General features: G+C 38.0%; 10 protein-coding genes. 8 read left to right on the forward strand and 2 right to left on the reverse strand.

The features are described from left to right. Positions 1–44 precede the first annotated feature (44 nt). Positions 45–1,193, forward strand: a complete 1,149-nt coding sequence (lpxB, locus tag PALPR_RS15065) for a lipid-A-disaccharide synthase (protein ID WP_013446526.1) — start codon at positions 45–47, stop codon at positions 1,191–1,193. A 33-nt stretch (positions 1,194–1,226) separates the two neighbouring features. Here the strand turns inward: lpxB and PALPR_RS15070 are convergent, their stop codons facing one another. Further along, entirely contained in the window at positions 1,227–2,138 is a 912-nt protein-coding gene (locus tag PALPR_RS15070) for a phosphate acyltransferase (RefSeq protein ID WP_013446527.1), read from the reverse strand. A gap of 712 nt (positions 2,139–2,850) precedes the next feature. On the opposite strand from PALPR_RS15070, the gene PALPR_RS15075 reads away from it, so the two are divergent. From PALPR_RS15075 to PALPR_RS15095, 5 genes are all read left to right on the forward strand, one after another. Beyond that, complete coding sequence (locus tag PALPR_RS15075; protein WP_013446528.1) at positions 2,851–6,078, forward strand: glycosyltransferase family 117 protein; 3,228 nt, start codon at positions 2,851–2,853, stop codon at positions 6,076–6,078. A 261-nt stretch (positions 6,079–6,339) separates the two neighbouring features. Beyond that, positions 6,340–9,564, forward strand: a complete 3,225-nt coding sequence (locus tag PALPR_RS15080; protein ID WP_013446529.1) for a DUF2723 domain-containing protein — start codon at positions 6,340–6,342, stop codon at positions 9,562–9,564. After that, positions 9,565–10,170 (forward strand): polysaccharide deacetylase family protein, encoded by a 606-nt coding sequence (locus tag PALPR_RS15085; RefSeq protein WP_013446530.1) that lies wholly within the window; start codon positions 9,565–9,567, stop codon positions 10,168–10,170. Between the two features lie 29 nt (positions 10,171–10,199). Next, entirely contained in the window at positions 10,200–11,468 is a 1,269-nt protein-coding gene (locus PALPR_RS15090; RefSeq protein WP_013446531.1) for a DUF2851 family protein, read from the forward strand. A 24-nt stretch (positions 11,469–11,492) separates the two neighbouring features. Then, entirely contained in the window at positions 11,493–13,325 is a 1,833-nt protein-coding gene (locus PALPR_RS15095; protein ID WP_013446532.1) for an Ig-like domain-containing domain, read from the forward strand. A 101-nt stretch (positions 13,326–13,426) separates the two neighbouring features. Here PALPR_RS15095 and nhaA read toward each other — a convergent pair whose 3' ends face one another. After that, positions 13,427–14,590 carry a Na+/H+ antiporter NhaA gene (nhaA, locus tag PALPR_RS15100; protein ID WP_013446533.1) on the reverse strand — a complete coding sequence of 388 codons (1,164 nt, stop codon included), beginning with the start codon at positions 14,588–14,590 and terminating at the stop codon, positions 13,427–13,429. Between the two features lie 218 nt (positions 14,591–14,808). Here nhaA and PALPR_RS15105 point away from each other — a divergent pair, with 218 nt between their 5' ends. Then, positions 14,809–15,552 (forward strand): class I SAM-dependent methyltransferase, encoded by a 744-nt coding sequence (locus PALPR_RS15105; protein ID WP_013446534.1) that lies wholly within the window; start codon positions 14,809–14,811, stop codon positions 15,550–15,552. Positions 15,553–15,659: 107 nt separating this feature from the next. Beyond that, on the forward strand, positions 15,660–16,109 hold the full coding sequence (locus tag PALPR_RS15110) for an acyl-CoA thioesterase (RefSeq protein ID WP_013446535.1): 450 nt from the start codon (positions 15,660–15,662) through the stop codon (positions 16,107–16,109). The last annotated feature ends 15 nt before the right edge of the window (positions 16,110–16,124 follow it).

Here is a 16,124-nt window from a genome sequence, read left to right on the forward strand (position 1 = left end):
CATTAACCAACAAACATAATCAACAAAACATACCAACTAACCCTATGCGATACTTTATCATAGCAGGAGAGGCTTCGGGCGATTTACACGCATCGAATTTAATGCGAGAGCTTTTTAAAGAAGATCCGGAAGCTAAGTTTTGCTTCCTGGGTGGTGACTTAATGCTTGCACAAGCTCATGGCGGAAAGATGGTAAAACATTACCGTGATATGGCTTTTATGGGAATTATTGCTGTGCTGAGAAATGCCAAAACGGTACTGAAAAACCTAAGCGATTGTAAGCAAGCGATTGTTGATTTTCAGCCCGATGTATTGATTTTGGTAGACTATCCAAGCTTTAATCTGCGCATGGCTCGTTTTGTAAAAGAGCATCTGAGTGCCAAAGTATACTTTTATATTTCTCCCAAAATATGGGCGTGGAAAGAATATCGTATCAAGGAAATTAAGCGCTATGTGGACAAAATGTTTACTATTTTTCCTTTCGAAACAGCTTTTTATCGTAAGCATGATTATCAGGTGGAATATGTTGGAAATCCTACTATCGATTCTGTTTATACACGCCCCAATCAACAACAAACATTCACTGAATTTTGCATAGAAAATCAATTGCCGGATAAACCCATTATTGCTATTCTGGCAGGTAGCCGTAAGCAAGAAATTGTGGGCTGCCTTCCACGAATGGTAGATGCCGGTTTGCGTTTTCCCGATTATCAGGTGGTGATAGCCGGTGCACCGGGCATTGAAGCAGATTTATACAATTCTGTGTTGAAAGGCCGAAATGTTTCGGTAGTTTTTGGTAAGACTTACGAATTGCTTCAGCAGTCGAAAGCAGCAGTAGTGAATTCAGGAACTGCAACTCTCGAAACAGCCTTAGTCGGTACTCCGGAGGTTGTAGTATATCATGTGCCAATGGGAAGAATAGGATACTTTGTAAAGGAAGTGGTAGTCCGCGTAAAATTTGTTTCGTTGGTAAACATTGTTGCAGAAAGACTCATTGTAAAAGAACTGTTGGCACATTTATTTACCGTAAATAATATTGCCTCAGAACTGGACTTAATATTGAATAACTCAACCTACCGCCAAACCATGTTACAAAATTATTCGATAATTAAAGAAGCACTTGGTGAACCGGGAACGGCCGAACGGGCAGCAAAGAAGATGGTTTCGAGTTTGTTGTTGCAGGAGAATAATTAGAAACTTTGGCTTGCTTTATCTAACATTCAAGTTTCAACTTATCACACAAGCCATAGCGATGCTGTAGAACTTCGATTGTACGCTTTCGCTACGCGAGGTCAATACCACAGGTTTCTCAGTGCCTTGTAGTAATCCACCCATTTCGGCTCCTGCAAAGAGCGATAGGCCTTTATAAAAACAGTTTGCGCATTCAAAATTGGGGAAAATGAGGATGTCGGCATCGCCTAAAACGGGAGATGGTACATTTTTTATGCTTCCACGCTCTTTGTCTAACGCCAGAAAAATATCCAGCGGTCCATCCATGATGACATTTCCAAATTCACCTTCACGCCACATCTGCATGATGTCAAGATAATCCTGCATATAATGAATCTTAGGATTTGCTACTTCGGTTGCATGGATAAGTGCCACTTTAGGTTTTGATATCCCAAATTTGTAGGCTGTCTTGATAGCATATTTTATCATGGCAATGCGTTGAACCAGATTTGGTGATGGAATCACAACCGGATCAGAGAAGAAAATCAATTTGTGATAGTTAGGAATCTGTAGAGCAGCATTGAACGTGAGAACATTGCCGGCTGGCAATATTCCTTTTTCCTTGTCCAAAATAGCCCGGAGCAATACATCAGTATTCACTAACCCTTTCATTAAAATGTCTGCTTCTCCGGCTTTTACCATGCGAACTGCTTCCAACGTAGCTAATTGAACTTCAGGAATGTCTATGATATGAATAAAAGGAGATAAGTTATGTTCTTCAAAAAGATGAGGTGATTCAATGGAAGCGACATCGCCAATCAAAAAAGCTTCAACAATGCCCATGTCCACTGCTTTTAGAACAGCATCCAAGGTGTGCGAATCAACAGCATTGGCAACCGCCAGACGTTTACGCTGGTTTATGTTTTTAAGATGTGAGGTGAGTTCGGCAAACGATGTTATTAGTTCCATTTAAACCAGATTAGTTTTGATTTCAGGACAAATGTATGAATAATATTTGTTCAATACAATATCTTAAATGCGAATCGGGCTCTGTGTTTAAATAATTGCAATACAGGTTTTTAATTGAGTTCTTTTGATTCATTTTTTTACTTTCGTTTTTTCGTTTTTTGCTCTAAAAAACAGTCGTGTTTTTATTTTTTGTCTGTGCTTTGCTTTCAATTTGTTATGACTTATGTTTTACTTATGTTTTTTGATTATTTTACGATTGGAAGTTCTTTTAACTTTTTTGTTGGAGCTATACTGTTCTTGAGTTGAAAATGTTTCAAGCATTGCTTCGGATTAGATTCTTTCTTACTGGCTTTCCAGCATAAAGTGATCAAAGAGAATTATAAGTATTTGCCCGAGTTAAAGAATGATTATTATTTGAATTCTCCCCGGTTTTTCTGATTAATATTTTCGTGTTTGAAAGATATAATGGACGGCTATATATTAAATATTGCTATTTATTTCCATGTTATTGTTAGTTATATCTTAAGGTTAACTAAAATTGAATTGGCTATTATTTGAAAAAGAAAATATGTTATAACTTTGACTTTTTTTATCAAAGCAGTATGATTGATATTCCGAATTTACTATAGCGTGTGTAGTGTTTCAATTGCTTCTTCCGATCAATTCGTAGTAACCCGATTTTAAATATAAACAACAAAAAGCATTTCATTAAATGAAACGATTTAAATTAATCAACAACATTTTCGGATGGTTTACTTTTGCGATAGCCGCTGTGACGTACTTACTCACCATGGAGCCAACAGCAAGTTTCTGGGATTGTCCGGAATTTATTGCCAGTGCCTTTAAGTTTGAAGTGGGTCATCCACCCGGAGCACCATTATCTGCTCTTTTTGGCCATTTCTTTTCTCTATTTGCCAAAGACAACAGTCATGTTGCTATTATGGTAAATTCGTTTACGGCTTTATGTAGTGCGTTTACCATTCTATTTCTATTTTGGACTATTACGCATTTAGCTCGTAAGGTTATTATAAAGTCGGAAGCTGATTTTACAAAAGCAAATATTATTGGAGTAATAGGAGCAGGTTTGGTTGGAGCGTTAGCCTATACTTTTTCCGATACATTCTGGTTCTCGGCAGTGGAAGCGGAAGTGTATGGATTTTCGGCTCTTTTTACAGCCGTGGTTTTCTGGTTGATACTGAAATGGGAAGATGTTGCAGATGAGCCTGGTTCAGATCGTTGGTTGGTGGTTCTTGCATACTTGATGGGACTTTCCATCGGTGTCCATTTGCTCAATTTGTTGGCTATTCCTGTTGTGGTAATGGTTTATTATTTAAAAAAATATACACCTTCATTTAAAGGGGTGTTACTGGCTTTACTAGGAGGTGGAGTAATTCTTGGAGCAATATTATATGGATTGATTCCCGGATTTGTGGAAGTAGCCGGCTGGTTCGAGTTGTTCTTTGTCAACCAACTTGGATTTGCATTTAATACAGGTTTGTTTGTTTATATTATTTTAGTTTTTTCTTCTCTGATATGGGCAATCTACGAATCGTATGTCGATAAAAACAGACTGAGAATGTATGTGTCGTTTATATTGGCAGTTTCTATTACCGGCATTCCGTTTTTAGGCGCCCGGTTGTTGGTTGGGTTGATTATAATTATTGGTTTGTCCGTGTTCTTTTATTATCGTAGATCCAAAATTAGTGCACGCTGGCTGAATACCATTGTAATGATGGTTGTTATGGTCTTGATTGGATATTCCTCATACACCATAATTATGATACGGTCGTCGGCCAATCCTACTATGGATCAGAATAACCCCGATAACCTATTTTCGTTAAGATATTATCTCAACAGGGAGCAGTACCCCGATAGTCCTTTGCTTTTTGGCTCGACTTATAATGCTCCTGTGAAATTTGTAGCCGATGGGAATGGCTATGCACCGGTACAAAAAGAAAAAGGGCATTCTTTTTATAGTTTGAAAACCAAGAAATCGGCTGGTGATAAAGATGAATATATAGTGGTAGGTCATAAAGGTGATAATGAATATGAAATGGACGAGCATTTTGATATGTTTTTTCCTCGAATGTATGATAGTAACCCAAGATCAATAGAAGCCTATAAATACTGGGGGAAAATTACCGGATTACCTGTGAGTTATGAATATTGTGGTCAACAAAAGACCGATATGAAGCCCACTTTCATAGAAAATATGCGTTTCTTTTTCAACTATCAGATTAATTTTATGTATTGGCGCTATTTTATGTGGAATTTTAGTGGCAGGCAAAATGATATGCAGGGAAATGGTGAAGTTGAACATGGAAACTGGATAACGGGAATCAGCTTTATTGATAACCTTTTAGTCGGGAATCAGGAAAAAATGCCTTCGCAGTTAAAAGAAAATAAAGGCAGAAACACCTATTTTATGCTACCATTACTCCTTGGCGTAATAGGAATATTTTTTCTGCTTTACGGAGGAAAATCCGGAATTGAAAAATTCTGGTTGATTATGTTGCTGTTTTTACTTACCGGTATCGCTATCGTAGTGTATCTTAATCAATCGCCATATCAACCGCGTGAGCGCGACTATGCATATGCCGGGTCGTTCTATGCCTTCAGTATCTGGATTGGTATGGGCGTGTTGGGTATTATCCGATTGATAAATAAGTATTTGACAAAGTTGCCGCGAACGGTTACAGCTGCCATAGTTGTTGTCTTTTGTTTGGGGGTTCCTGCTTTGATGGCTCAACAAAACTGGGATGATCATGATCGGAGCAACCGGTACACTTGTAGGGATTTCGGGCAGAACTATTTGTCTTCGTGCAAAACCAATGCGATTATTTTTACCATGGGCGATAATGATACTTTTCCACTTTGGTACAATCAAGAGGTAGAAGGTTTTAGAACTGATGTGCGGGTGTGTAATCTTAGTTATCTTCAAGCTGATTGGTATATTGGCCAAATGAAACGGGAAGCTTATTCATCAAAACCATTGCCTATATCGTGGGATCCGAAAGATTATGAACCCGGTAAAAATGAGATGGTTGAAGTGGATTCATTAATGCCAAGCCTCGATGTAAAAACGGCTTACAATTTTATTCTTAGTTCAGATCCTCAAACTAAAATACAAGGGCAATCTTTTATACCTACCAACCATTTGTTTTTGCCGGTGGATGCACAACAGGTCATTAAATCAGGAACTTTGCCTGCATCCAGAGCTTCGGAAATTATTCCACAGATTAATTTTGATCTTCGTCGGGGTGTAAGCAGAAGTGATCTTATGATTATCGAATTGTTGAAAGAAAATAACTGGAAACGTCCGGTTTATTTTGCAATATCAATTGGTGGAGAGTATCTTGGATTAAAAGATCATTTCGAACTTACCGGTTTAACGTATCAGATTGTTCCGGTGGGAGCGAAAGGTGCTGGTGTAGGGGTTAATACTGATGAGCTGTATAATAACATGATGACTAAATTCAAGTTTGGAAATATAGCCGATCCCAAGGTTTATTTGGATGAAACCACTTTGAATATGTGTCACTCACACAGGGCTATGTTTGTTTATTTAATTGGTGATTTGATAAAAAAAGGAGACGTAGTGCGTGCTAAAAAAGCTTTGGATTACTGCAATAAAGTTATTCCGGGTTCAACGGTTCGACACGATTTCGGTTCACTTCATTTGGCTGAGTTCTATTACATGCTAAATGAGCCAGCGAAAGGCAATGCAATCATGGATGATGTTGCTAATGATTGTGTTGAGAACCTTGATTGGTATCTGAGTTTTGATAAGTCCAAGCTTGGCGGTTTGTCGGATCAAATTAATCAGAATCTTGGAATCTTATATCAGATTTTACGCACATGCGACCAGGCCAAACAAAAGAATATTTTGAACAAATATCTCCCTCGATATACGGAATACACTAAAAGATTACAAATTTAAATAGACAGGTTTTTTTAGAGAGATGGAGCCACGGTAGCAATTGTATTGTTATCGTGGCTCTTCTTTTTTGACGTAGGATATTTGTATATAGTTTTATAAAAAGGTATAGATTTTTTAATGTTAACTAAAAAACGGCAAAGTTCGCTATCTGACTGAATTTTTTTGTATCTTTGGACGTTTTTTTCAATGACAAAATATCGATGCTGAACAACGATATTACATTAACAGACCATTATCAACTAACAACAATAATTAGCTTTCATGAAACGATTTAGATTAATGAATAACATCTTCGGATGGGTAGCTTTTGCTATTGCTGCTTTGACGTATTTACTCACTATGGAGCCAACAGCAAGCTTTTGGGATTGCCCTGAATTTATTGCAAGTGCCTTCAAATTGGAGGTAGGTCACCCACCGGGTGCTCCATTGTCAGCTCTTTTCGGTCATTTATTCTCATTATTTGCTAAAGATAATAGTCATGTAGCCATCATGGTTAACTCGTTTACTGCTTTATGTAGTGCATTTACCATTTTGTTTTTGTTCTGGACTATAACGCATTTAGCCCGTAAAGTTATTATAAAATCGGAAGAAAGCTATACTACCGGAAACACAATTGCAATAATTGGTGCCGGACTTGTAGGTGCTTTGGCTTATACATTCTCAGATACATTTTGGTTTTCAGCTGTCGAAGCAGAAGTTTATGGTTTCTCTTCACTCTTCACGGCGTTGGTATTCTGGCTTATTCTGAAATGGGAGGATGTGGCAGACGAAAAGGGATCAGACCGTTGGTTGATTCTGATAGCCTACTTAATGGGACTTTCCATCGGTGTTCACTTGTTGAACCTGCTCGCTATTCCTGCACTTGTACTTGTTTATTATTTCAAGAAATATACTCCTTCTGTAAAAGGCACTCTTTTGGCTTTATTGTCAGGTGTGGTGATTTTGGGAGCTGTGCTTTATGGTGTGATTCCCGGTTGCGTTGAAGTTGCCAGTTGGTTTGAATTATTATTCGTAAATAAGCTTGGATTTGGATTTAATACTGGTTTATTCGCTTATATTATTCTTTCAATTGCTATTCTGGTTTGGGCTATTTATGAATCAAACACAGCCAAGAGCAAGTTACGTATGGCAATTTCTTTTATTTTGTCAATATCTCTTGCCGGCATCCCATTTTTGGGTGATCATGTGGTTGTGGGAATAGTAATAATTGCTGGTCTGGGAATTTTCTTCTATATCAAAAGAAATTATATCAATCCACGTTGGTTCAATACTATAGTTCTTATGGTATCCATGGTTTTGATCGGTTATTCGACCTATGCCGTAATTGTTATTCGCTCATCGGCCAATCCTACTATGGATCAAAATAACCCGGATAATCTGTTCTCATTGAAATATTACCTCAACCGTGAGCAGTATGGCGATCGTCCGCTACTTTATGGGGCTTGCTATAGTGCTCCTGTAAAACTTAAGGTGGATGGAAATACTTGTTCACCTGAACAGACTCAAGGTGCACCAACTTACGGTCAAAAGCCCAAAACGTCTGCTTCAGATAAAGATGAGTACATAATTACAGGATATAAAACTGATTATGTAATGGATGAACGTTTTAATATGTTTTTCCCTCGTATGTACAGTAATCAGGAATCGCACGTTGCAGCCTACAAAGAATGGGGTAAAATTACAGGCGAAACAATTAGCTACGATTATTGCGGACAGCAAAAGAGCGATGTAAAGCCTACGTTTATAGAGAATATGCGTTTCTTCTTCGACTATCAGGTGAACTTTATGTACTTGCGCTATTTTATGTGGAATTTTAGCGGACGGCAAAATGACCTACAAGGATATGGTGAAATTGATCGTGGTAACTGGATTACCGGTATCGGTTTTATCGATAATGCACTGGTTGGTGATCAAAAAAACTTACCTTCGGAACTGAAAGACAACAAAGGACACAACACCTATTTCTTATTGCCGTTGATTCTGGGTATTTTAGGAATGGTATTCATGATTTATGGAGGAAAGCACGGTATTGAAGGGTTCTGGCTCATTATGTTGCTATTTATACTTACCGGTATAGCCATTGTGGTTTATCTCAATCAGACACCTTATCAACCCCGCGAACGTGATTACGCTTATGCAGGTTCGTTCTATGCGTTCTGTATATGGATTGGACTGGGTGTGTTGGGAGTTGTAAAAGCGCTTGATAAATACTTGCCTAAAATTCCCAAAACGGCTACTGCAGCTATTGCTACTCTTTTCTGTCTGGGAGTTCCGGCTTTGATGGCTCAGCAAAACTGGGATGATCATGACCGCAGCGATCGTTACACCTGTCGTGATTTTGGAAAGAATTATCTGACCTCGTGTGCGCCGAATGCAATTATATTTACCAACGGAGACAATGATACTTTCCCGCTTTGGTATAATCAGGAGGTAGAAGGTGAAGGAACTGATAAAAGGGTTTGTAACCTTAGTTATTTGCAAACTGACTGGTATATTGGCCAAATGCAGCGTGCGGCTTATAAATCGGCTCCACTCCCAATTTCGTGGCAGCCAAAAGATTATGTCGCAGGTAAAAACGAAGTTCTATGGGTGGAAGATTTACTTCAAAAACCTCTAGATATCAAAACAGCGTTTGATTTCATCTTAAGTTCAGATTCTTCAACAAAAATGAATGGTGAAGGCTTTATTCCAACTAAGCAGTTGTACCTTCCGGTTGATGCTCAGCAGGTAATTAATTCAGGAACTTTACCAGCATCAAGAGCTTCTGAAATTATTCCACAGATTAATTTCGACCTGAAGAGAAGATTGACTAAGAGTGAGTTGATGATTCTGGAACTGTTGAAAGAAAATAAATGGAAACGTCCTATTTACTTCGCAATGACTGTCGGAGATGAATATTATATGGGATTGAATGACCATTTTGAATTGACAGGACTTGCTTACCAAATTCTGCCAATCGGTGTAAAAGGTGCAGGTCCGGGTGTTAATGTGGATGTGATGTACGATAATTTGATGAATAAATTCAAGTATGGAAATATAGCTGACCCGAAAGTATATCTTGATGAAAATACAGCCCGCATGTGTCACACGCACCGTATGGTTTTTGCTCAAATGATTGGTGGATTAATGGCAAAAGGCGATACTGTAAGAGCTAAGAAGGCGTTAGATTACTGTAATAAAGTGATTCCCGGCACTACTGTACGTCATGATTATGTTTCTACGCAACTAGCCGATTATTACTATAAACTGCATGAAACAGCTAAAGGAAATGCTATTATGGATGCAGTTGCCCGTGATTGTGTTGAATATCTTGATTGGTATTTGAGCTTAAGTACAGCTAGTCAAAATAGTGTTTCTTCAAGAATTGGTCATAATCTGGCTGTATTAAATCAGGTGTTACGTATTTGCGATCAGGCAAAACAAACTACCATAATGAATAAATACATGCCTCGTTATATGGATTATACTAAAAGGGTTCGAATGTAAATGAATATTCAGCTTGTTGATATATTTCGTCCTTTTTTAGGAAAACTAACCTGGCGCAGGAGTTCTTCATCGAAAGTAATTTACCTTACTTTTGATGATGGACCGGTGCCTGAGGTTACTCCTTTAGTATTAGATTTACTTGATAAATACAACGTTAAGGCGACTTTCTTTTGTGTGGGAGAAAATGTTCGGAAATACCCCGAACTTTATAAAGAAATTCTTCGACGAGGTCACAGAACCGGCAACCATACATTTAATCATATAAAGGGATTTAATGTGCCAACCAGCGAATATGTAGCTAATGTGGATAAGGCGGCGGAATACATTGATAGCAAGCTTTTTCGCCCTCCGTATGGAAGGATAAAACGTAATCAAATAAGGAAGCTAAAATCCCGGTACGAGATTATTATGTGGGATCTGCTTACTTTTGATTATAGTCAGAAAATGGAAAAAGAAGCTATAATGAATAGAGTGAAACATCAATCGAGAAATGGCTCTATTGTTGTCTTTCACGACTCACTTAAGGCTAAAAACAATATGTTAAGTGTGTTGCCTTTAGCTATCGAATTCTGGAACAGCAAGGATTATACTTTTGAGCTACTATAAAAACCAATCCGAGTTTATACTACTTACAGATGAAAGAGTCCATCCTACATTATGTTTGGCAAAATAAACTTTTTAGTTTACAGAACCTGACTACAACCGATGAAGAACGGGTTGAGGTAGTTGATGTTGGTAGGATAAACACCGATGCAGGACCGGATTTTTTTAATGCAAAGATAAAAATAGCTGATACAATCTGGGCTGGAAATGTTGAAATTCACACCCATTCATCCGATTGGAATAAACACAATCATCAGTTGGATAAGGCTTATGATAGTGTTATTCTACATGTAGTGTCAACAGTTGATACCGAGATTTTCAGAACCGATGGGACAAAGATTCCTCAGTTAGAGTTGAAATTTCCTGACTTTATTGCTCATAATTATGAGCAGCTTTGCAGTCAGCAAAAATGGATTCCCTGTGCCGATAAAATTCATCTTATACCCGCAATATTCATTCAAAGTTGGAAAAATGCTTTGCTGGCAGAACGGCTGGAGCAAAAGATGAATGCTATTGAAGTTTTGTTGAAGGACAATAATCAGCATTGGGAAGAAGCATTTTACATAACGTTGGCCAGAAGTTTTGGATTTGGTATCAACAATCAAGCTTTTGAAAGTCTGGCTAAATCGCTGCCTGTTTCGATACTGGGAAAACATAAAGATCAGTTGTTTCAACTTGAGGCATTGCTATTTGGACAGTCCGGTTTATTGTGCCTGGATGAGCTGGACGAATACGCAACCAGTTTGAAGAAAGAATACGATTTTCTTCAATCTAAATATGGGTTGACTCCAATAAAGAAATCCGAATGGAAATTATTGCGCTTACGACCTGATAATTTTCCTCATGTTAGGATTGCTCAATTTGCAGCTTTAGTTCATTCATCTTCGAAGTTATTCTCAAAAATTGTGGGGAATCCCGATATTGAGTATATCCAACAACTGTTTAGCTGCGAAACATCATTCTATTGGAACACGCACTATCTGTTCGCTCATGAAAGTGTGTTGAACGTGAAACGGTTAGGGAAACTGTCAGTGAATGGGATTATTGTTAATACCGTTGTACCTTTTTTGTTTTGCTACGCAAGCCAGAAGAAAAATGATGAACTGAAAGACAAAACGTTACAGATTTTGGAGCGTATCCCTGCTGAGCGCAATTCTATCGTGTCAAACTGGAAGAATCTTGACTTGAAAGTAGAAAATGCATTTGACTCGCAAGCCTTATTGCAATTGAAAAAGCAGTATTGTGATGAGAGGAAATGCTTACGATGCAGAATTGGACACAAAGTGTTGACGCTGGAATAGTATCGAAAAAGAATAAAATTGAATATGAAAATAAAAACCAGAATAGAATTCGTAATAATTACATTGGCTGTTATGCTTGTGGTATATGCTTGCGCCAACCGATCGCAAGGACCTACCGGAGGGCCGAAAGATAAAACGCCACCCCGGGTGCTGAAGTCGGTTCCGTTGAATGGCGAACTAAACTATAAGAAAAAGCAAATTGAAATAGACTTTGATGAGATGCTCTCGGTAGAAAAGCCAAACGAGAATGTGATTGTTTCGCCGCCGCAGGTAAAACAGCCCGATGTAAAGGCATACGGAAAGAAAATATCGATTACGTTGAATGAAGACTTGTCTGAGAATACAACTTATTCAATCAACTTTGGAGATGCTATAGTAGATTTGAACGAAAAGAATCCTGTGAAAAATTATGTATTTTCTTTTGCAACAGGAAACCAAATTGATACGTTGAAGATTTCGGGTGTTGTTATCAACTCAGAAGATTTAAATCCGTTGCCTGGAATAATGGTTGGGATTTACGTTGAAAACACAGACTCGTTTTTCTTCCAAAAACCTTTTCTTCGGGTGGCCAGAACGGATGATAAGGGTCGTTTTTCTATCAATAATATAAAGAAAGGGAAGTATAAAATCTTTGCTCTGGGCGATACCAATCACGATTATTTTTATCAGCCCGGAGAAGGGGTAGCTTTGCTTGATTCTGTTATAACTCCAACATACAGAATTGAACAAATGACCGATACAATATGGAAAGATACAATTACGGTGGACAGCCTTCACACTTATATGGGTACACATTTTTTGCCCGACAATGTGACGCTTCGTTATTTCAATGAAAATAAAAAACGACAATACTTTGTAAAGTCCGAAAGAAAAGAGCCTTTTGTATTTAATTTGTTCTTCAATACGGCTTCTACAAAGCTTCCTGAAATTAAGCCGTTGAATTTCAAATGGGATGATAAATACCTGCTTGAGAAAAATGCAACTGCCGATACACTTACCTATTGGTTGAAAGATTCGACATTGTGGAAAACGGATACATTGCGTATGTCAATGACGTATTTAAAGACCGACTCATTGTATAAACTACAATCGAAAACAGACACCATCAGTGTTATTTTGCGTAATGCGCGAGTCAGCACAAAATCTAAAACTTCATCTAAACCGATCATTACGAAAATAGAACATTTGAAGGTTGCAAGTAATATATCTTCTGTGTTTGATGTATACAGCCCGATTATTTTGAAATTCGATGCGCCTTTGGCCGATTTTGATGTTACAAAGATCAGGCTTAGTGAGAAAATAGATAGTACCTATAAGGAAATTCCGTTTAAATGGCAAAAACTGGATTCCATTCAGAAGACCTTTGGAATTAGCTATAAATGGTTGCCCGAAAAGAGTTATAAACTTTTAATAGATTCGGCTACATTCACGAGCATATATGGCAAAACGAATAATAAGATTAAAGATGAGTTTAAAATAAAATCGTTGGATGATTATTCGAGCATAGAACTGGTGCTTAGTCCATTTAATCCCAAAGCAGTATTGCAGGTGCTTGATACAAAAGACACACCGGTGGCAACCAAACCGGCCATTGAAAAAGGGACTCTTTTTGAGTACTTGAAGCCGGGTGATTATTATGTTCGTATGTTCATAGACCGAAACGGAAACGGTAAATGGGATCCGGGTGATTTGAAAGCCAAGCGTCAGCCTGAGGAAGTATATTATTATCCAAAGAAACTCTCGCTTATCAAGAACTGGAAATTTGAGGAAACGTGGGATTACAATGAAACTCCGTTGCTTAAGCAGAAACCGCAAGAATTAATAAAAGCGTCTATTTCGTCGAAACAGAAAAATTGACAGCGTGATAACGTAACGAAAAAAGCATATTCAACCTCCAAACGGGAATTGAATATGCTTTTTTGCTTCAAGTCATAGTGAAGTATCCCGTTAGTATTTGTCTATTGGGGTTTACTTATTGAATGCTTTTTGTGTATGGGTAGTGTCAGTTTCAGACAAATAAATCCAATTACGGCAGCAACAAGAGACGACAAGAGTATAATAAGTTTGGCATTACTGATGATTGCCTCATTATCGAAGGCAAGCAAGGTGATAAAAATGGACATCGTAAACCCGATTCCGCCCAAAAGTCCGGCACCGAAAATTGCTTTCCAGTTCAGGTCGACGGGCAACCGGCAAATGCCCACCTTAACCACCAACAATGAAAGCAAAAATATACCAAGCGGTTTGCCAACGATGAGTCCGGTCATAATGCCTATGCTGTAATGCTCAGAGAGTGTTTGAGTGAATTCGCCACTCAGGCTTATGGCGGTGTTTGCCAGCGCAAAAATCGGAAGAATAATAAAAGCAACAGGCTTGTGCAAGAAATGTTGTAGTTTGTATGAACCCGATTTACGGTCGCCGTTGCCAAACGGAATTGCAAAGGCCAGTAAAACCCCTGTGATAGTAGCGTGTACTCCTGAGTTGAGCATAAAATACCACATGAGAATACCCCCAACCAAATAGGGAATGAGCGTTCTGACCTTTAGTTTGTTCAACACGACAAGTGCAACAAATATACCCAACGCTGCAATTAGATTAGCCCAGATAAGCGTTTTGGTATAAAACAAAGCAATGACCAGAATAGCTCCTAAATCGTCGATAACGGCCAGTGCCGTCAGAAATACTTTGAGCGAAGTAGGAACTCTGCTTCCCAGCAAGGATAGAATACCCAGCGCAAAGGCAATATCGGTTGCCATAGGAATACCAGCTCCCGACTGAGTGACAGTACCGTAGTTGAATAGCAAATAGAGCCCTGCCGGAACTATCATACCACCCAACGCCGCAAAAATAGGAAGCAAAGCATTTTTGATGTTTGAGAGTTCGCCCTGATAAATTTCCCTTTCCAGTTCCAGTCCTATCAGCAGGAAGAATATTGTCATTAGCCCATCATTCACCCAATGTTCAATGCTATGACCTACTAACTGGGTTTGCCAGAAAAGATGATAACCGCTCCCGAAAACCGAGTTGGCAATAGCGAGCGACACAATTGTACAAGCGATAAGAATTAATCCACCCGCCTTTTCGCTGTTAAAGAACTCTTTAAATAGGTTAGTTGCTCTCATTGTTTTGTTGGTTAGTACGACTCAAAGATACAAAAATACAATGAGACGGTTAATAGAAGCAGAACAAATTTAACGATATGATAGTTTGCGGCGATAAAATAAAAGTGTAGATATATTAGGATTATATGAGAATAATATAAATGTCTTTATTGTGAAAATAAAGATTTATATTTGTGGGTGGATTTTTTTATATCTAATAAAATTGAATAAGAGGGAATATGAATAAAATTATAAAGAGCATATTGAAGAGAAGTTTTGGCTTATTGGCATTAGTAGAGTCTGTATTTGATAAACAGTTTTTAGTTGCAGATGTACCCATGTCAACTATAGTAAGTCATCAAAAATGGGAAAAGTATTTATATGATATTGGGAATAAGGATGGACTGAGAATCTTGGAGATAGGAAGTCGTGAAGTAACAGGAAAATCTATTGCTCGAAAGAATTTCTCGAATGCAACATATATTGGATTCGACCTTTACCCTGGGAATAATGTAGATGTTGTTGGAGATGCCCATAAGTTGTCATCTTATTTTGCGTGCGAAGAGAAATTTGATATTATTTACAGTAGTTCTTGCTTTGAACATTTTGCAATGCCTTGGATTGTAGCTACAGAAATCTCGAAATTATTGAAAGTTGGTGGAATTGTATTTGTAGAAACTCATTTTTCCTTTGCTTCTCATGAAAGACCATGGCATTTCTTTCAATTTAGTGATATGGCATTAAGAGTGCTATTTTCAAATGTGCTTGGATTTGAATGTATTGAAGCCGGTATGTCAAATCCATTAGTGGGAAGATTCTCATCATTAGCTGATAAATATTTAAAAAACAAACCTGTGGTTGGACTTTATTGTCATACTGAATATTTAGGAAAGAAAATAAGAGATGTTGATGATTTTGACTGGAAAACAGTGGATTTATTTGATATTGTAGGAGAAACAAAATATCCGGAACCATTGAAATAGACACTTTCAAGAGATTTTTGTCAGAAGCTTTAAAAATTCGTACTTTTGCATGCAATAAATAGATTGTAAATGTTCTAAAACTATTTAAATTCTTGTAACAGCAAAATATGGATAACATTAAATTCAATCATACAACGCCTATCCAACTACGTTTTAATGATTTCGATGCTTTGGGGCATGTAAATAACTCGGTTTACTTCTCGTTTTATGATTTGGGTAAAACTTCTTACTTTGATGAAGTAGTGCCTGGAGCCACTTCCAGCAAAGAAGTGGGCGTTGTAATTGCAAATATTCAGGTAAGTTTTCTGTTGTCGGTATATCCGGGTGAAAATGTAGCTGTGGAAACCGCTGTGGTAGAAATCGGGAACAAGAGCTTTAAACTCTTACAGCAGCTCATCGATGTTGATACAAAAGAAGTGAAGTGTATCTGTCAGACAGTCATGGTTTGTTTTGATGCAAAAACGAAAAGTTCGCATCCCATTTCGGACGAATGGCGTAAAGCTATGGCCGACTTTGAGGGTAATCCGGAACTGGGGAAAGTACATTCTAAGAATTAATACCTCCTTTTCATA

The organism is Paludibacter propionicigenes WB4 (assembly GCF_000183135.1).
GTDB lineage: Bacteria > Bacteroidota > Bacteroidia > Bacteroidales > Paludibacteraceae > Paludibacter > Paludibacter propionicigenes.

Coding starts and splice junctions, on each gene's coding strand:
- PALPR_RS15070 (WP_013446527.1), bottom strand. CDS start 2,138: ATGGAACTAATAACATCGTTTGCCGAACTCACCTCACATCTTAAAAAC.
- PALPR_RS15095 (WP_013446532.1), top strand. CDS start 11,493: ATGAAAATAAAAACCAGAATAGAATTCGTAATAATTACATTGGCTGTT.
- PALPR_RS15085 (WP_013446530.1), top strand. CDS start 9,565: ATGAATATTCAGCTTGTTGATATATTTCGTCCTTTTTTAGGAAAACTA.
- lpxB (WP_013446526.1), top strand. CDS start 45: ATGCGATACTTTATCATAGCAGGAGAGGCTTCGGGCGATTTACACGCA.
- PALPR_RS15075 (WP_013446528.1), top strand. CDS start 2,851: ATGAAACGATTTAAATTAATCAACAACATTTTCGGATGGTTTACTTTT.
- nhaA (WP_013446533.1), bottom strand. CDS start 14,590: ATGAGAGCAACTAACCTATTTAAAGAGTTCTTTAACAGCGAAAAGGCG.
- PALPR_RS15110 (WP_013446535.1), top strand. CDS start 15,660: ATGGATAACATTAAATTCAATCATACAACGCCTATCCAACTACGTTTT.
- PALPR_RS15090 (WP_013446531.1), top strand. CDS start 10,200: ATGAAAGAGTCCATCCTACATTATGTTTGGCAAAATAAACTTTTTAGT.
- PALPR_RS15080 (WP_013446529.1), top strand. CDS start 6,340: ATGAAACGATTTAGATTAATGAATAACATCTTCGGATGGGTAGCTTTT.
- PALPR_RS15105 (WP_013446534.1), top strand. CDS start 14,809: ATGAATAAAATTATAAAGAGCATATTGAAGAGAAGTTTTGGCTTATTG.